16 protein-coding genes are annotated in these 16,694 nt (G+C 71.6%); 8 read left to right on the top strand and 8 right to left on the bottom strand.

Annotated features, from left to right (window positions below):
- The first annotated feature begins 3 nt into the window (after positions 1-3).
- Positions 4-501 (top strand): beta-class carbonic anhydrase, encoded by a 498-nt coding sequence (locus tag ETU37_RS11835; RefSeq protein WP_129987530.1) that lies wholly within the window; start codon positions 4-6, stop codon positions 499-501.
- On the opposite strand, the gene ETU37_RS11830 is transcribed toward ETU37_RS11835, so the two are convergent.
- Positions 498-878 (bottom strand): nuclear transport factor 2 family protein, encoded by a 381-nt coding sequence (locus tag ETU37_RS11830; RefSeq protein WP_129987529.1) that lies wholly within the window; start codon positions 876-878, stop codon positions 498-500. The genes ETU37_RS11835 and ETU37_RS11830 overlap by 4 nt on opposite strands.
- Positions 879-913: 35 nt before the next feature.
- On the opposite strand from ETU37_RS11830, the gene ETU37_RS11825 reads away from it, so the two are divergent.
- Entirely contained in the window at positions 914-1,585 is a 672-nt protein-coding gene (locus tag ETU37_RS11825; RefSeq protein ID WP_129987528.1) for a class I SAM-dependent methyltransferase, read from the top strand.
- 3 nt (positions 1,586-1,588) lie between these two features.
- Here ETU37_RS11825 and ETU37_RS11820 read toward each other — a convergent pair whose 3' ends face one another.
- On the bottom strand, positions 1,589-3,679 hold the full coding sequence (locus ETU37_RS11820) for a DNA gyrase/topoisomerase IV subunit B (protein WP_129987527.1): 2,091 nt from the start codon (positions 3,677-3,679) through the stop codon (positions 1,589-1,591).
- A 431-nt stretch (positions 3,680-4,110) separates the two neighbouring features.
- Between ETU37_RS11820 and ETU37_RS11815 the strand changes: the two genes are divergently transcribed.
- The 3 genes from ETU37_RS11815 (at position 4,111) to ETU37_RS11805 (ending at position 5,753) form a co-directional block, all read left to right on the top strand.
- Positions 4,111-4,341, top strand: coding sequence for a DUF7455 domain-containing protein (locus ETU37_RS11815; protein WP_129987526.1), 231 nt, complete (start codon positions 4,111-4,113; stop codon positions 4,339-4,341).
- A 93-nt stretch (positions 4,342-4,434) separates the two neighbouring features.
- Complete coding sequence (locus ETU37_RS11810) at positions 4,435-4,911, top strand: DUF456 domain-containing protein (RefSeq protein ID WP_129987525.1); 477 nt, start codon at positions 4,435-4,437, stop codon at positions 4,909-4,911.
- Entirely contained in the window at positions 4,911-5,753 is an 843-nt protein-coding gene (locus tag ETU37_RS11805) for an EamA family transporter (RefSeq protein WP_129987524.1), read from the top strand. Before ETU37_RS11810 ends, ETU37_RS11805 begins: the two co-directional genes overlap by 1 nt.
- A 66-nt stretch (positions 5,754-5,819) precedes the next feature.
- On the opposite strand, the gene ETU37_RS11800 is transcribed toward ETU37_RS11805, so the two are convergent.
- From ETU37_RS11800 to ETU37_RS11785, 4 genes are all read right to left on the bottom strand, one after another.
- Positions 5,820-6,386: a hypothetical protein gene (locus ETU37_RS11800; RefSeq protein ID WP_129987523.1), complete on the bottom strand. Its 567-nt coding sequence runs from the start codon at positions 6,384-6,386 to the stop codon at positions 5,820-5,822.
- 189 nt (positions 6,387-6,575) lie between these two features.
- Positions 6,576-8,075: an RNA polymerase sigma factor gene (locus ETU37_RS11795; protein WP_165372508.1), complete on the bottom strand. Its 1,500-nt coding sequence runs from the start codon at positions 8,073-8,075 to the stop codon at positions 6,576-6,578.
- A gap of 129 nt (positions 8,076-8,204) precedes the next feature.
- Complete coding sequence (locus ETU37_RS11790) at positions 8,205-8,771, bottom strand: HhH-GPD-type base excision DNA repair protein (protein ID WP_129987521.1); 567 nt, start codon at positions 8,769-8,771, stop codon at positions 8,205-8,207.
- On the bottom strand, positions 8,768-9,187 hold the full coding sequence (locus ETU37_RS11785; protein ID WP_129987520.1) for a universal stress protein: 420 nt from the start codon (positions 9,185-9,187) through the stop codon (positions 8,768-8,770). The genes ETU37_RS11790 and ETU37_RS11785 overlap by 4 nt, the downstream gene beginning before the upstream one ends.
- A 184-nt stretch (positions 9,188-9,371) precedes the next feature.
- Here ETU37_RS11785 and ETU37_RS11780 point away from each other — a divergent pair, with 184 nt between their 5' ends.
- Positions 9,372-9,767, top strand: coding sequence for a hypothetical protein (locus ETU37_RS11780; protein ID WP_129987519.1), 396 nt, complete (start codon positions 9,372-9,374; stop codon positions 9,765-9,767).
- Between the two features lie 49 nt (positions 9,768-9,816).
- Here the strand turns inward: ETU37_RS11780 and ETU37_RS11775 are convergent, their stop codons facing one another.
- Positions 9,817-11,289 (bottom strand): glutamate-cysteine ligase family protein, encoded by a 1,473-nt coding sequence (locus ETU37_RS11775; RefSeq protein WP_129987518.1) that lies wholly within the window; start codon positions 11,287-11,289, stop codon positions 9,817-9,819.
- A 60-nt stretch (positions 11,290-11,349) separates the two neighbouring features.
- Positions 11,350-12,414, bottom strand: coding sequence for a DUF4192 domain-containing protein (locus tag ETU37_RS11770; protein ID WP_129987517.1), 1,065 nt, complete (start codon positions 12,412-12,414; stop codon positions 11,350-11,352).
- A gap of 146 nt (positions 12,415-12,560) precedes the next feature.
- On the opposite strand from ETU37_RS11770, the gene ETU37_RS11765 reads away from it, so the two are divergent.
- Together ETU37_RS11765 and ETU37_RS11760 are read left to right on the top strand one after the other, a co-directional pair.
- Positions 12,561-13,964 carry a DNA polymerase IV gene (locus tag ETU37_RS11765; protein WP_129987516.1) on the top strand — a complete coding sequence of 468 codons (1,404 nt, stop codon included), beginning with the start codon at positions 12,561-12,563 and terminating at the stop codon, positions 13,962-13,964.
- Positions 13,965-14,385: 421 nt separating this feature from the next.
- Positions 14,386-16,524: a S9 family peptidase gene (locus ETU37_RS11760; RefSeq protein WP_129987515.1), complete on the top strand. Its 2,139-nt coding sequence runs from the start codon at positions 14,386-14,388 to the stop codon at positions 16,522-16,524.
- The last annotated feature ends 170 nt before the right edge of the window (positions 16,525-16,694 follow it).

Genomic DNA, 16,694 nt, shown 5'->3' with positions numbered 1-16,694 from the left:
CGCGTGACCGACGCGTTCGAGGACCTCCTGGCCGCCAACCGTGCCTACGCGGAGACGTTCGACCTGAGCGGCTTCGACGGCATCGCCCACGCCGGCATCGCCATCGTGACCTGCATGGACTCGCGGATCGACCCGCTGCGCATGCTCGGCCTCTCCCCCGGCGACGCCAAGATCTTCCGCAACCCCGGCGGCCGCGTCACGGACGCGGCGCTCGAGGCGCTCGTGCTCGGGGCGCACCTGCTCAACGTCAAGCGGGTGCTCGTCGTGCCGCACACCCGCTGCGCGATGGCGAGCTCGACGCTGGAGCAGCTGCGCGAGCGGGTCGGCGAGTCGGCCGGCCAGGACGCCTCCTGGCAGACGTTCGGCGTCGTGACCGACCAGGTCGCCGCGCTGGAGGACGACGTGCGCAAGGTCCGCAGCCACCCGCTGATCCCCGACACGGTCGAGGTCGGCGGCTTCCTCTACGACGTCGACAGCGGGCTGCTCGACCAGAAGGTCTAGCCGGCTGTGCCCCGAGGCGGCGCGATCGGCCACTCCTCGAAGTGGCTGCACCGCCCGTCGGCCGCGAACCGCAGCACCCACAGGTCGCGCCAGGCCTGAGGTTCGTCGCCGGTGTAGTGCACCTCGACCCGGACCACCGCCGCGTGCGCGTCGACCGCCACGACCTCGCTGGTCATCGTGAACGGCTCGTCGGGCCCGTCACGCTCGGCGTCCCAGAAGGCGCCGATGTCGGCGAGGCCCGTAACCGGGTCGGCCCACGGCGAGGTCAGGTACGTCGCGTCGTCGGTGAAGAGCGACGCGACGCCGTCGACCCCGGGCGTGCGCCAGACCTCCTCGTAGCGGGTGACCCAGTGGCTGACGGCGTCGTGATCGAGCATGGCGCCATGCTGCCAGCCCGGCTACCGTCGCGTCCGTGACCGACGAACGGAGCTGGGCCCGCGCCGCCGACCGGCTGGGCACGGCGGCAGCCCGCGACGGCGAGCCCACCCGATGGTTCGAGGAGCTGTGGTCCGCGGCTGTGCGCGACGAGGTCGACACACCGTGGCCTCGGACCGACCCGATGCCGCTGGTCGCGCAGCACCTCGCCGCGCTCGGCCCCGGTGAGGGTCGCCGCGCGGTGGTCGTCGGGGTCGGCCTCGGCGCCGACGCGCAGGCCACCGCGGCGCACGGCTGGGCCACCACCGCTTTCGACATCTCCCCCAGCGCGATCCGGCTCGTGACCGCCCGCTACCCGGACAGCCCGGTCGAGTTCCGCGTCGCGGACCTGCTCGACCTCCCGGAGGACCTGCGCGGGGCGTTCGACCTCGTGGTCGAGGTGTTCACGGTGCAGGCGATGCCGCCCGTGGTCCGCTCCGAGGCGGGCGCCGGGCTGCGGGCGCTGCTGCGTCCGGGCGGGGAGATGGTCGCGGTGCAGGTCATCCGGCCCGACGGCGCGCCGTACCCGGAAGAGCCGCCGTGGCCGCTCGACGAGGCCGAGATGCGCGCGCTCGCCGGCGACGACGTGCGGCTGGTGTCGCTGGACCGCCACGCCTCCTCCGACGGGCAGTGGCCGTTGTGGTCGGCCGTGCTCAGGCGCGACGCCTGAGGGCTACGCGTCCAACGTGTCCGCGTCCACTTCGTAGGCGCCTTGGATGATGAAGTCCTTGCGCGGCGCGACCTCGGACCCCATCAGCAGCTCGAACACCTCGGAGGCGACCTCGGCGTCGTCGAAGGTGATGCGCCGCAGGGTGCGGTGCATCGGGTCCATCGTCGTCTCGGCCAGCTGGTCGGCGTCCATCTCACCGAGGCCCTTGTAGCGCTGCACCGGCTCCTTCCAGCGCACGCCCTTCTTGGTCAGCTCGGCGAGCTTCCGCTGCAGGTCGGGGTCGGAGTAGGTGTAGACGTACTTGTCCATCCCCTTCTTGGGGTTGGACAGCTCGATCCGGTGCAGCGGCGGGACCGCGGTGTAGACGCGGCCTTCCTTGATCAGCTCGGGCATGTACTTGAAGAAGAGCGTCGTGAGCAGGCAGCGGATGTGCGCGCCGTCGGAGTCGGCGTCGGCCATGAAGATGATCCGGCCGTAGCGGCGTGCGTCGATGTCGAACGTGCGGCCCGAGCCCGCGCCGACCACCTGGATGATCGAGGCGCACTCGGTGTTTTTCAGCATGTCGCCGACCGATGCCTTCTGCACGTTGAGGATCTTGCCGCGGATCGGCAGCAGCGCCTGGAACTCGGAGTTGCGCGCGAGCTTCGCCGTACCGAGGGCGGAGTCACCCTCGACGATGAAGAGCTCGCTGCGGTCCATGTCGTTGGACCGGCAGTCGGCGAGCTTCGACGGGAGCGCGCTGGACTCGAGGGCGTTCTTGCGGCGCTGCGTCTCGCGGTGGGTGCGCGCGGCGATCCGGGTGCGGGAGGCGTTGGCCACCTTCTCCAGCACCAGCTTGGCCTGCGCCTTCTCGGCGCGCTTGGTCGAGGTGAGGAACTTCTTCAGCTCGGCGGCGACGACCTTGCGCACGATCGTGCGGGCGGCCGGCGTGCCGAGCACCTCCTTGGTCTGGCCCTCGAACTGCGGCTCCGCGAGCCGGGCGGTGACGACGGCGGTGAGGCCCTCGAGAACGTCGTCCTTGACGACGTCGGCCTCGGCGGTCTTCAGCGTCTTGGTCGCGCGGAGCACGTCGTTGAACGTCTTGGTGAGCGCGGCCTCGAACCCGCCGACGTGGGTGCCGCCCTTGGGCGTGGCGATCACGTTGACGAAGGACCGCAGCTCGGTCTCGTAGCCGGTGCCCCAGCGGAGGGCGACGTCGACGACCAGGTCGCGCTCGACGTCCTGCGGCGTCATGTGGCCCTGGTCGTCGAGCAGCGGGACCGTCTCGGTGAACCGCTCCTCGCCCTGCAGGCGGAGCACGTCGGTGACGGCCTCGTCGGCGGCGAGGAACTCGCAGAACTCCGAGATGCCGCCGTCGTGCTTGAAGCTCTCCTCGACGGGCTCGTCACCGCGCAGGTCGCGGATCAGGATCTCGAGGCCCGGCACGATGAACGACGTCTGCCGCGCGCGGGTCACCAGCTCGTCGTAGACGAAGGTCGCGTCCTTGGTGAAGATCTGCCGGTCGGCCCAGAACTGGATGCGGGTGCCGGTGACGCCCTTCTTGACCCGGCCGCCCTTGCGGGTCAGGCCGGACTGCGGCGAGAACGCAGCCTTCGGTCCCTCACCGTCGAAGACGCCCGGGTTGCCGCGCTGGAACGACATGCCCTGGACCGACGGGGACCGCTCGACGTCGATGTCCATCCGCGCCGACAGCGCGTTGACGACGGAGAGGCCCACGCCGTGCAGGCCGCCGGTGGCGACGTACGACGAGCCGCCGAACTTGCCGCCGGCGTGCAGCTTGGTCGCGACGACCTCGACGCCGGGGAGCCCGGTCTTGGGCTCCTTGTCGGTCGGGATGCCGCGACCGTCGTCGTGCACCTCGACGGAGTCGTCGGGGTGGAGGACGACCTCGACCCGGCTCGCCGCGCCGGCCAGCGCCTCGTCGACGCCGTTGTCGATGATCTCCCACAGGCAGTGCATGAGGCCGCGGGTGTCGGTGGAGCCGATGTACATGCCGGGCCGCTTGCGGACGGCCTCCAGCCCCTCGAGGACGAGGAGGTGGTGGGCGTTGTACGTGTTGTCGATCGTGGTTCCTCCGGCGGTGCGGGGCGGCAACTCGGCTCCTTCATGCCTGGGCGGGGGCTGCCCGGCAAATCTACCCGCGACACGCCGGGCGCTCCGTCGCGCCACGCCTACCGACGTACGACCGTCGCGAGTGTCACGATGCGGCCACGGAAGTTTCAAGGAACGCGCGATTGGCAACGAACAGGTGCCAAGCCGCGTCACACTTGAGAACGAACCATCTGCACGGGACGGACGACGAGGTCCGGCCAGGGAGGACCCGGGGACGGAAGTCCTCAGGTGAGGAGCAGGCCGCACGAACATATGTGGGAGAGGTCACCCGGTCTCACGGGGAGATACCACCCACCGGTGGGAAGCACTAGGCGTGATTGGATGTTGTGTCCGATGAGGCGAGACGGGTACCCGAGGAACATTGGCCGCCCGCGCTACGTTGAACCGGACACCAGGAAGGAAAGAGGCCTCAAGTGACCACTGCAGTTGCCCCGAGCACGCCGCTCTCGGCTCTTGACCGCTGCGACCGTTGCGGCGCGCAGGCCTACCTCCGCGTCGAGCTCGCCGGTGGTGGAGAGCTCCTGTTCTGCGCGCACCACGCGCGTGAGCACGGCGACAGGCTGCGCGAGATCGCTATCCACGTCCACGACGAGACCGAGAAGCTGTCCGACACTCCGGCCACCGCGTCCGAGAGTGAGCGCTGACCGCTTCCCGACTCTCCAGAGCTTCGACGAGCCCCGGCCGCACGGCCGGGGCTCGTCGCGTCTCCGGGTCGGTCCGCCCCCTAGGCTGCTCCCGTGGACGCGACCGAGGTGATCGTCGGGCTGGCGGTGCTCGTCGGCCTGCTGGGCGTGCTGGTGCCGGTGCTGCCCGGCAGCGTGCTGATCCTCGCCGCGGTGCTCGTCTGGGCCGCCCTGGACGGCACCGCCACGGCGTGGACGGTGTTCTCCGTCGTGGTCGTGCTGCTGGCGGTGGGCACAGTCGTCAAGTACGCCGTACCCGGGCGGAACCTCAAGAACGCCGGTGTGCCCAACCGCACCCTCATGGTCGGCGGCCTGCTCGGGCTCGTCGGGTTCTTCGTGGTCCCCGTGGTCGGGCTGCTGATCGGGTTCGTGCTGGGCGTGTACCTCGCCGAGCTGCAGCGGGTCGGCCGTGACGACGCCTGGCCGTCCACGAAGCATGCGTTGAAGGCGGCCGGCCTCTCGGTGCTGATCGAGCTCGTCGCGGCGGGACTCGCCGCCGCGACGTACTTCGTCGGCGCCACCCTGACCTGATGGCGATCCTCCTGGCGCTGGTCTCCGCGATGGCGTACGGCGTCTCCGACTTCATCGGCGGGATCGTGTCCCGGCGGGTGTCCGCCTGGTCCGTCGCTGTGGTCGGCAACACCTCCGCGACCGTCTGCGTGGCCCTGGTCGCGCTCGCCGTGCCGGGCGACCCCTCGGGCCGCGACTTCGCCTGGGCCGCCCTTGCCGGGGTGGCGACCGGCCTCGGCACGGGGTTCCTCTACCGAGGCTTCGCCTCCGGCCGGATGAGCGTGGTCGCCCCGATCTCGGCCGTCGGCGCGGCGGTGGTGCCGGTCCTGGCCGGCGCCGTCGGCGGCGAGCGCTTCGCGCCGCTCGTGTGGTTCGGCATCGCCGCCGCCCTGCCGGGCATCTGGCTGGTCGCCAGCGTTCCCGAGGAGCACCGCACCGGCCCGCGGGCCAGCCTCGCCGAGGGGCTGGTGGACGGGCTGCTCGCCGGGCTGGGCTTCGGCGTTCTCTTCGCCGCGCTCGGACAGGTGCCCGACGGCGCGGGGTTGTGGCCGCTCGCCGCGGCCCAGGGTGTCTCGGTCCCGACCGTTGTCGTGCTGGCTCTGCTGCTGCGCGGCTCCTGGGTGCCGCGCGAGCGGCCGGTGCGCTGGGCCGTGCTCGCCGGACTCCTCGGCGCGCTCGCCACGTGGTCGTTCCTGGTCTCGACCCAGCTCGGTTACCTGACGATCTCGGGGATCCTCGCCTCGCTGTACCCGGCGACCACGGTCCTGCTCGCCGCGCTGGTGCTGCACGAGCGCGTGCACAGAGCCCAAGGCGTGGGCCTTGGGCTCTGCGCTGTGGCGGTCGCGCTGGTGGCCGCCGGTTGACCCCACCTGTCGCTTCACCCGGGCCAGCCCGGACGGAACGTGGAGCCATGCGCGGACCTGGGCGATTCAGCCCTTGGCGACCCATTCGGTCAGCTGACGGCGGCCGCCGAGCCAGTCGGTGACGACGTCACCGTCGGCCTGGGTGCCGGCCGCCTTGACCGCGACACGGATCTCGCCGGGGTTGCCGAGGCACGCGGGGTCGATGCGCATGGTGCTGACGTCGCGCGCGAAGTCGAGGCGGAGCTCGTAGCCGCAGGTCAGCGGCACCGCACGGCGGCCGAAGCCCCAGCCGTCACCCCGCGTCTTGATGAGGGCGTAGTCGCCACCCTGGTAGGCGACGGACGGGAACGCGAACTCCGGGCCCGGCCTCGACGGGTCGGTGTCGAGGAAGACCGTCTGGCTGGCGCCGCTGCGCCAGGACTTGACGATGTCCGCGTGCTGGACCGTGATGCGGACGCTCTTCTCGTTCACCACCTTCACCGACTCGAGGTCGACCCCGTGGGCCACGTCGCCCTTGGCGTCCTGGAAGGTGGCGGTGGCGGCGAGCGCCGGGGCGGCGGTGCCGACGAAGGCGGCGAGGGCGAGGCCCGCGGCCGCCAGGGTCGCGCGCTTGGTGCTGGCGATGCTGGTCATGGCTGTTCTCCTGGAATGGTCCGCCGGACGGCGGTCGAGCACCTCCCTGCGAGGCCCTCACTGCAGCCAAGACGCAACTTCCTCCGGCCGGGTTGCATCCGCGCCGGAAAAGGCACGGCGCCCGCTCCCCTGCTCGGGAAGCGGGCGCCGGAGCGACACTGGGTCGCGGACGACGTGCGGCGGCGGACCTCAGTCGAGGTAGTCGCGCAGCACCTGCGAGCGCGACGGGTGCCGCAGCTTCGACATCGTCTTGGACTCGATCTGCCGGATGCGCTCGCGGGTGACGCCGTACACCTTGCCGATCTCGTCGAGCGTCTTCGGCTGGCCGTCGGTCAGGCCGAAGCGCATCGAGACCACGCCGGCCTCGCGCTCGGAGAGCGTGTCGAGCACGGCGTGCAGCTGCTCCTGCAGGAGCGTGAACGAGACCGCGTCGGCCGGGACGATCGCCTCGGAGTCCTCGATGAGGTCACCGAACTCGGAGTCGCCGTCCTCGCCGAGCGGGGTGTGCAGCGAGATCGGCTCGCGGCCGTACTTCTGGACCTCGATGACCTTCTCCGGGGTCATGTCGAGCTCCTTGGCCAGCTCCTCCGGGGTGGGCTCGCGGCCCAGGTCCTGGAGCATCTGGCGCTGCACGCGGGCGAGCTTGTTGATGACCTCGACCATGTGCACCGGGATGCGGATGGTGCGGGCCTGGTCGGCCATCGCGCGGGTGATCGCCTGACGGATCCACCAGGTGGCGTACGTGGAGAACTTGTAGCCCTTGGTGTAGTCGAACTTCTCGACCGCGCGGATCAGGCCGAGGTTGCCCTCCTGGATCAGGTCGAGGAAGAGCATGCCGCGGCCGGTGTAGCGCTTGGCCAGCGAGACGACGAGGCGGAGGTTGGCCTCGAGCAGGTGGTTCTTGGCGCGGCGGCCGTCCTCGGCGATCCACTCGAGCTCCTCGAGCGTCTTCGCCGCGATCTTGCCGCCCTTGCCGAGCTTCTCCTCCGAGAACAGGCCGGCCTCGATCCGCTTGGCGAGCTCGACCTCCATCTCGGCGTTGAGCAGAGGGACCTTGCCGATCTGCTTCAGGTAGTCCTTGACCGGGTCGGCGGTCGCACCCGCGACCATGACCTGCTGCTCGGGCTCGTCGGAGTCGTCGGCCTGGGAGACGACGAAGCCGGTCTGCTCCGTGGCCTCCTTCTCGTCCTCCTTGATGGTGGGGTCGGCCGCGAGGTCCGCCTCGAACTGGTCGTCGCTGATGTCGGGCAGGACCTTCTTGCCGTCGGGCCCGACGGCCTCGGCGGCGGTGCCGTTGTCGGCGGCCGACGTCGCGGTCTTCTTGGCGGCGGTCTTCTTCGCCGGCGCGGCCTTCTTGGCCGCGGCCGGCTCGGCCGTCTTCGCCGGAGCCTTCTTCGCTGCGGCCTTCTTGGTGGTGGCCTTCACGGTGCTGCGGGTGCTGGACGCCGCGGCGACCTTCTTCCGCGCGGTGGCGGAGTCAACAGCGGCCACGACCACGTCGATGTCGAGCTCGCCGAGGTACCGCAGCAGCGCCTTCAGGTGCGCCGGGCTGTGCACGGCGGTGTCCGTCGCCGTGCGGAGCGCATCGGCTGTCACGTGTCCGGAGGCCTTGCCTTGGTCGATCAGCGCGACGATGTCGGGGTGTGCGAGGACGTCGGCAGGGAGCTTGCGGGACGTGGCTGTCGACACGAATACCTCTCGTACAGCGGATGTCGGGCGCGGCAAAGCCCGTACACGTCAAGAGCCGCTCTCCCATTGTGACACGTCCCCGGGGCGATCCAAGCCAGGACCCCGCCGATGCGGGACGGCCGGACCGGCTCAGGCCTTGGCCGCGGCCTTCTTCTCCTTCTTGAACGACCGCACCCTCTCCAGGGACGTCCCGTCGACGACGTCGGCCACCGACCGGTAGGAGCCGGTCTCCGCGTAGTCCCCCGCTGCCTGCTCCCAGCCATCGGGCCGGACCCCGAGCTGCTTGCCGACCAGCGCGGTGAAGATCTGCGCCTTCTGCTTGCCGTAGCCGGGCAGCGCCTGGAGCCGCCGCATCAGCTCCTTGCCGGACCCGGCCTCCTCCCAGAGGCGCTCGGCGTGACCGTCGTACTCCTCGACCACGACGGCGGCGAGCGCCTGCACGCGCGCGGCCATCGAGCCGGGATAGCGGTGGATCGCCGGCGGTGTCGAGCACAGCGCCGCGAACTCCTCGGGGTCGGCGCTCGCGACCGCCGCCGGGTCGAGGGAGCCGAAGCGGTCGAGGATCTTGGCCGGACCGCGGAACGCGTGCTCCATCGGGTACTGCTGGTCGAGCAGCATGCCGACCAGCAGCGCGAAGGAGCTCGCGCTCAGCACCTCGTCGGCATGCGCGTCCTGCGCGATCCGGATCGACGTCACTCGACCGGCTCGTCCTCGCCGGCCTTGACCGCCAGCACCGGGCACGGGGCGTCGAGCAGCACCCGCTGGGCGTTGCTGCCGAGGATGAGCTTGCCGACCGGCGAGCGCCGGCGGAGGCCGATCACGATGATGTCGGCGCCGACCTCGTTGGCCACGTTGACCAGGTCGTCGGCCGGGTCGAGGCCGCGCACCAGCTGGCGCACCTCGTGCTCGACGCCCGCCTCCTGCAACGTGGAACGCACCTCGTCGAGCTGGGCCTCGGACTCGATCGCGTCGTCGCGGTCGAACTCACGACCGCCCCGGTGGGAGTTCACGACGACCAGGCGCATGCCGCGCAGCCTGGCCTCCTCGGCGGCGCGGCGGAGCGCGGCCCGCCCCTCGGGCTTGGGCACGTAACCCACGACGATGGTCCCCATTGACCGTCCTCCTCTTCGTACCCGGTGCGAACCCGGGTCGGCTGCGTTCACGACCTCACGACTGCACGGCGTGTACCCGCGAGGTCTCGGGGCGAACCTATCCACCCCCGGCGCGCCCGCGCCACCCGTTCGGCCCTGTGGACGAGCCCGAACGCGGCCGGGACGATCACGCGATGCTGGGCGGGTGGACGTCACCCAGCTCCTGCGCACCGAGGTCGGGCTGCTCCGGCAGCGCGAGTCGCGGCGCGTCTTCGACACCGCCGTCCACGTCGGCACGCTCGGCGGCACCCACGACTCGTGGGTGTCACGCCGCGCGGACGCCCCGGTCGTCGACGCGGCGCTGCGCACCGACGTCGTGTCCGCCCTGCTCGAACGGACCGCGGGCCTGAGCGACACGGTGTGGCTGACCCGGTCCGGCCGCCCGGAGGCCTACGACGAGGACCTCGCGTGGCTGGCGGCGGCGACCACCGCGTTCGCGCAGCACGGACGCGCCGTCGGCGACTGCTACGCCGTGACGCGGTACGGCTGGCGCGACGTGCGCACGGGCGAGTCGCGCTCCTGGCAGCGGCTGCGGCTCTGACCCGCGCCCAAGACGACGGGGCGCCGCGTGGGATCCGCCCCGTCGGGCGCTACTCCCAGCTGTGCACGGGGTCGTTGGTGTGCATGTGCGCGCGGTACTCGTTCAACGTGTCGCGCAGCGCGGCCAGACGGTCGGAGTCGCCCTCGCCCGCCCGCTCGTGGAACCGGTCGACGAACCACGACGCACCGTTCTGCCCGGCCAGGCAGCGCTGCTCGATGATCCCGAGCAGCCGGTCGCTCTCCTCGGAGAGCACGCCCCACGAGTCCAGGCCTGCCCGCGCCATCGGGAGCAGCCGGCGCAGCACCAGCTCGGTGGCGGGCACCTGGCCGAGACCGGGCCAGTACAGGTGCGCGTCGATGCCCTGCCGTGCCGCGACGTGGAAGTTCTCCTCGGCGGCGCTGAACGACATCTGCGACCACAGCGGCCGCTCGTGCTCGGCCAGGGTGCGCACCAGCCCGAAGTAGAAGGCCGCGTTGGCCATCGTGTCCGCGACGGTGGGCCCGGCCGGCAGGACGCGGTTCTCGACCCGCAGGTGCGGGGTGCCGTCGACGACGTCGTACACCGGGCGGTTCCAGCGGTAGATCGTGCCGTTGTGCAGGCGCAGCTCCGCCAGGGCCGGGGTGTGCCCCGCCTCGAGCTGCTCGAGGGGGTCCTCGTCCTCGATGATCGGTAGCAGCGCCGGGAAGTAGCGGACGTTCTCCTCGAAGAGGTCGAAGATCGAGTTGATCCAGCGCTCGCCGAACCACACGCGCGGGCGGACGCCTTGCGTCTTCAGCTCCTCGCTGCGGGTGTCGGTGGCCTGCTCGAACAACGCGATCCGGGTCTCCCGCCAGAGCTCGCGCCCGAGCAGGAACGGGGAGTTCGCCCCGATCGCGAGCTGCACACCCGAGATCGCCTGGGAGGCGTTCCAGTAGCCGGCGAAGTCCTCCGGGCTGACCTGGATGTGAAGCTGGGTGCTGGTGCAGGCCGCCTCGGGGATGATCGAGTCGGCCGTCGTGCGGAGGCGCTCGGGTCCGCCGATGTCGATCACGATGTCCTCGCCGCGCGAGGCCAGGATCTGGTCGCTGAGCAGCTGGTAGCGCGGGTTGGGGCTCAGCGAAGCGGGGCTCATGTGGCCGGCGGAGAGCGTCGGCAGGATGCCGATCATCACCATGTGGGCGCCGACCTGGGCCGCCTTGGACTCGGCGTCGTTGAGGCTGTGCCGCACGCCTTGCTCGAACTCGGTGAAGCCGCGGTCCTTGAGCTGCTTCGGCGGGACGTTGATCTCGAGGTTGAACTGGCCGAGCTCGGTCTGGAAGTCGGGGTCGGCGATCGCCTCGAGCGCCTCGAGGTTCTTCAGCGCCGGGTCGCCGGCATCGTCGACGAGGTTGAGCTCGATCTCGAGCCCGGTCATCGGGTAGTCGGCGTCGAACCGCGATTCCCGCAGCATGCGGGCGAACACGTCGAGGCAGCGCCGCACCTTCTCGCGGTAGCGGGTGCGGTCCTCGCGTGAGAACTCCTGCTGTGCGACCTCTTCGCCCATGGCGTGACAGTAGTGCCCGCAGCCACCTCGCGGCACTCATCGCGGCGAGGCGGGTCGCCGTCACGCGCCGCTCCGGTCGCCGCGGAAGAGGGTGAGCGCCGACTCGGGCATCGGTTGCCAGCTGTCGGGCGGCAGTCCCGCGGCGAGCGCCTGGGTGAGCAGGCCGGCCAGGGAGTAACCCGGCTCGGCGTCCTGGCAGACGTCGAGCGCACAGGCGGCGAGCGCACCGTCGCCGGAGAGCCAGGCGGCGAAGGCGAGCAGCGCGGCCGGCGCTGCGCTCGTCTCGTGCGGCGCACGGCGCACGACGTCGCGCCAGAGGTCGACGTGCCGGTGGGCTCCCTGGTGGGTGATCTCCGCCCACGCGACGTCGCGGACCTCGACCGCGGCCACCGCCACGAGGAGCCGACCGACGTCGTGGCTGTCGAGGCGCAGCCCGTCGGCCACGAACCGGCGGACGCGGTGCTGCAGCCAGCGGCCCTCGGACACGAGGTGCGCACGACCGAGACCGGGATCGGGAGGCGCCGCAGGGTCGGAGGCGGGGACGCAGGCCGCGAGCAGCCGGTCGCCCGCGACCTCGACGGCGTCGCCGACCCGGTCGACCTCGGCGAGGTCGTCGGCCACGAGGGAGTCGCGCAGCGCAGTCCGGCTGGCGTGGACGACGCGGCCCTCGACGAGCGCCTCGATGGTGAGCGGGTGCCGGCTGATGTCGTACGGCGTGCCGTCCGGCGGGCACGCGTGAGGGCACGACGCGTCGGAGTCTCCGAGGCAGAACCACCTCGCGCCGTCGGCACGCAGCGCGACCGGGACCTCGATCCCGGCGCCGGTCAGGCCCTCGACGAGGGCGCGGGCGACGGCGTCGGAGCCGGCCGGGTCGTCGGAGTAGGCGACGACGGCGGCCCGGGCGAGACCCGAGCGGCGCGCGACGGTCACGAGCTCGGTGACGAGCTCGGGAACCTCGGCGGGGTCGTCGGGCAGGTCCTGGCGTGCGTGCACGGGGGTGCGGGCCCGGCCGATGGTCATGAGGACGAGCGAGCGCTCGGGATGGAAGCCGAGCAGGAACGGGACCATCGCGAGCAGGTCGTCGGGGCCGGTCGCCCGGATGGTGCGGTGCGCGGGTGCGGTCATGGGAGGACTGTCCGCCGGTGCGGGCACCGCGACGACCGGTGTGCGCGGCGACGGTGGACAAGGGGCGGCAGCGGGCGGCTGGGGACGCAACCGGGCGCGGGGCCGGTGCCGCCGGGACCGTCGGTGCTCCGTTGCATGATGGGCGCGTGCGACCTCCCAGGCCACGCGCGGAGCCGACGATCCTGCACGTCGACCTCGACGCGTTCTTCGCGGCCGTGGAGCAGCGCGACAAGCCCTCCCTCCGGGGCAAGCCGGTCGTCGTCGGTGGCGTCGGCGGGCGGGGCGTGGTGTCGACGGCGTCCTACGAGGCCCGGCTGTACGGCGTCCGCTCCGCGATGTCGACGGCGGAGGCGCGGTCGCGCTGCCCGCACGCGGCGTACCTCAGCGGCAGGTTCGACGCCTACCGGCAGGCGAGCCGGGCGGTCATGTCGCTGCTGCGCGACCTGTCGCCGCTGGTGGAGCCGCTGTCGCTCGACGAGGCGTTCGTCGACCTCGCGGCCTCGGGGCACACGGACTTCTCGGTCGCCGGCGTCACCGAGATCGCGCAGACGCTCAAGGACGGGGTGCGCGAGGCGACCGGCGGACTGACCGGGTCGGTGGGGGTCGCGACGTCGAAGTTCATGGCCAAGGTCGCCAGCGAGCTCGACAAGCCCGACGGGCTCTGCGTCGTCCCGGCCGGCACCGAGCAGGAGCTGATCCGCCCGATGAAGGTGTCGGTCATCCCCGGTGTCGGACCGGCGACGGCCGAGCGGCTGCGCCGGGTCGGCGTGCACACCGTCGCCGACCTCGAGGCGCTGTCCCAGGACGAGCTGGTGCGGCTGGTCGGGCAGGCGCACGGCACGTCGCTCTACCACCTGTGCCGCGCCCAGGACGACCGGCCGGTCGTGGCGGAGCGGGAGGCCAAGTCCGTCAGCGTCGAGGACACCTACGACACCGACCTGGTCGACCGCCGGCTGCTGGAGGCGCTGATCGACCGGTACGCCACCCGGGTCACGGAGCGGCTGCAGAAGGCCCGGTTGTCCGGACGCACGATCACGCTGAAGGTGCGGCTGCACGACTTCAGCACCCACACCCGGTCGACCACCCTGCCGTCCCCGACCGACCGCACCCGGACGGTGTCGCGGCTGGCCCGCGCCCTGCTCGCCGAGGTCGACACCTCGGGCGGCGTCCGGCTGCTCGGCGTCGGTGTGTCCGGGCTGGCCGACTGGATCCAGGAGGACCTCTTCGAGATCGACGGCACGCTCGCTGAGGACGAGGAGCGCGAGCCCGCCGAGGAGCTGCCCGCGGTGGACCTGTCCCGGCTCGGCCGCGACCGGCGCTGGTCACCGGGCCAGGACGTGCAGCACGAGGAGCACGGGCCGGGCTGGGTGTGGGGATCCGGACGCGGCCGGGTCACCGTGCGGTTCGAGACCGCGCAGACACCGCCCGGGCCGGTGCGGACGTTCCTGGTCGACGACCCGGCGCTGTCGCCGCGCGCCGTGGTGGACCCGGCGGCGGAACCGGAGGCGACGAGGGTGCAGACAGAGGTGTGGGGCCCTTCGGAAGTATGAGTTCCAAAGGGCCCCACGGATGATCCGGCTCGTGCGAAGCACGGTGACGACGCCCGATCGACCAGCAGTCCTCCCAGTCCCGGCGGCCCCGTCACGAGGCTGCCGGATGCGGGTTGCCCCGCACCTGTGGACCTGTCGTCCTACCGGTCCTGCGCTCCCTTGCGGGAGTGCGTGAGAGATTTCTACGGCACCCGGAACCGCCGCACAACCCTTTCCTGCAGGAAGATTCGAGCATTTCTCGCGGACACCGGTGTGTCCACAGACGGCCGGGAACTACCCACAGAGAACTGGGCGTCGTGCACAGCTTGTCCACAGCGAGAGGGGTCGATCTGTGCACGAGTCCCGGCCCGTGCCGGCACGCGCCGGCACCGCCGGTGGACCGATCCGCCCGCCGTACCCGTCCGCCGGTTAGGTTCTGCGCATGCCTGACTTCCCGGTCGCGAAGAAGGTGCCCACCGAGCGCACCCACCACGGCGAGACCTTCGTCGACGACTACGAGTGGCTGCGCGACAAGGAGTCACCCGACACGCTCGCGTACCTCACCGCCGAGAACGACTACACCGCTGCGCGCACCGCCCACCTCGAGGGGCTGCGCGAGGCGATCTTCGGCGAGATCAAGGCCCGCACCCAGGAGACCGACCTGTCGGTGCCGTCGCGGATCGGCGGCTACTGGTACTACGGGCGGTCGGTCGAGGGCCAGCAGTACGGCATCAGCTGCCGCTGCCCGGCCGGGGACACCGACGGCCTCGACGACTGGACCCCGCCGAGCCTGACCGCCGACGAGGAGGTGCCGGGCGAGGAGGTGCTGCTCGACGTCAACGCGCTGGCGGAGGGACACGACTTCTTCTCCCTCGGTGCGGCGTCCGTCAGCCCAGACGGCAACCTCCTGGCGTACAGCACCGACACGGTCGGCAACGAGCGGTTCCTGCTGCGGGTCAAGGACCTGCGCACGGGCGAGGTGCTGCCCGACCAGGTGCCGGACACGCTCGGCGGGGCGACCTGGGACCTCAAGGGCACCACCCTGTTCTACGCGACCGTCGACGAGTCCTGGCGGCCCGACAAGGTCTGGCGGCACGTGCTCGGCACCCCGGTGAGCGAGGACGTCGTCGTGCACCACGAGACCGACGAGCGGTTCTGGACCTCGGTCGGCCGCAGCCGCAGCGACCGGCTGGTGGTCATCGGCTCCGGGTCGAAGACCACGACGGAGTACCGCGTCCTGGACGCCGCGGACCCGACCGGCGAGTTCCGGGTCGTCGCGCCGCGGCGGCAGGGCGTCGAGTACGGCATCGAGCACGCCGTCATCGGCGGCGAGGACTGTCTGCTCGTGCTGCACAACGAGGGCGCCGAGAACTACGCGCTGGCCCGGGCGCCGTTCGACGCGACCTCCCACGAACAGTGGCAGCCGCTGATCGGGCACGACCCGGCGGTGCGGCTGGAGGACGTCGACGCGTTCGCCGGCCACCTCGTGGTCAGCCAGCGCAGCGACGGCCTCACCCAGCTGCGCGTGATCGAGCTCGACGACACCCGCCCGGACGGGCTCGGTGACGACTACCTCGTGCACTTCGACGAGCCGGTCTACACCGTGGGCGCGGGCAGTAACGCGGAGTTCCACCAGCCCACGATCCGGCTCGGCTACACGACGATGGCGACGCCCCCGTCGGTCTACGACTTCGACGTACCCACGCGCACGCTGCACCTGCGCAAGACCACCCCGGTCCTCCCCCATCCGGTGCGCGGCCCGTTCGACCCCGAGCACTACGAGCAGCACCGGACCTGGGCGACGGCGTCCGACGGCACGAAGGTCCCGATCTCGCTCGTCGTCCCGGCCGGCACCCCCCAGGACGGCAGCACACCGTTCCTGCTCTACGGCTACGGCTCCTACGAGGACTCGATCGACCCGTACTTCTCGATCGCCCGCCTGTCCATGCTCGACCGCGGTGTCGGCTTCGCGATCGCGCACGTGCGCGGCGGCGGCGAGATGGGGCGGCACTGGTACGACGACGGCAAGCTGCTGCGGAAGAGGAACACCTTCACCGACTTCGTCGCCTGCGCCGAGCACCTCGCCGCCGAGGGCTGGACGTCGGCGGACCGGCTCATCGCCGAGGGCGGCAGCGCCGGCGGCCTGCTGATGGGGGCGGTCGCCAACCTGGCGCCCGAGGCGTTCGCCGGGATCGTGGCCGAGGTGCCCTTCGTCGACCCCCTCACGACCATCCTCGACCCGACGCTGCCGCTGACCGTCGTGGAGTGGGAGGAGTGGGGCAACCCGCTCGAGGACCCCGAGGTCTACGCCTACATGAAGTCCTACTCCCCCTACGAGAACGTCGAGGCCAAGCGCTACCCGCCGCTGCTGGTCGAGACGTCGCTGCACGACACCCGGGTGCTGTACGTCGAGCCGGCCAAGTGGGTCGCGCGGCTCCGCGAGGTCGCCGCGAACCCCGAGGACGTGCTGCTCAAGACGCAGATCACGGCCGGTCACGGGGGTGTCTCGGGCCGCTACAACGCGTGGAAGGACCGGGCGTTCTCGCTCGCCTGGATGCTCGACCGCTTCGGCCTGGCCTGAGCGGGGAACCCTTCCGCGAGCCCCGTCCCTGAGAAGTCCCTGAGTTCTGTCTCACCCGGCAACTTCCCAGGACTGCCGGACGTCGTACCGGGCAAGAGAGCCACACGGTTCGGTGGTCGCCGAGGTATCACCGGGATTCGCGTACCGCGGGAATCCCCAGGGGCCTTCGT

Source organism: Nocardioides iriomotensis (genome assembly GCF_004168035.1).
GTDB classification, from domain to species: domain Bacteria; phylum Actinomycetota; class Actinomycetes; order Propionibacteriales; family Nocardioidaceae; genus Nocardioides_B; species Nocardioides_B iriomotensis.
The sequence above is the reverse complement of the archived record's forward strand: the minus strand, read 5'-3'. Positions and strand labels throughout refer to the sequence as shown.

Coding starts and splice junctions, on each gene's coding strand:
- ETU37_RS11830 (WP_129987529.1), bottom strand. CDS start 878: ATGCTCGATCACGACGCCGTCAGCCACTGGGTCACCCGCTACGAGGAG.
- ETU37_RS11805 (WP_129987524.1), top strand. CDS start 4,911: ATGGCGATCCTCCTGGCGCTGGTCTCCGCGATGGCGTACGGCGTCTCC.
- ETU37_RS11800 (WP_129987523.1), bottom strand. CDS start 6,386: ATGACCAGCATCGCCAGCACCAAGCGCGCGACCCTGGCGGCCGCGGGC.
- ETU37_RS11785 (WP_129987520.1), bottom strand. CDS start 9,187: ATGGGGACCATCGTCGTGGGTTACGTGCCCAAGCCCGAGGGGCGGGCC.
- ETU37_RS11775 (WP_129987518.1), bottom strand. CDS start 11,289: ATGGGCGAAGAGGTCGCACAGCAGGAGTTCTCACGCGAGGACCGCACC.
- ETU37_RS11770 (WP_129987517.1), bottom strand. CDS start 12,414: ATGACCGCACCCGCGCACCGCACCATCCGGGCGACCGGCCCCGACGAC.
- ETU37_RS11760 (WP_129987515.1), top strand. CDS start 14,386: ATGCCTGACTTCCCGGTCGCGAAGAAGGTGCCCACCGAGCGCACCCAC.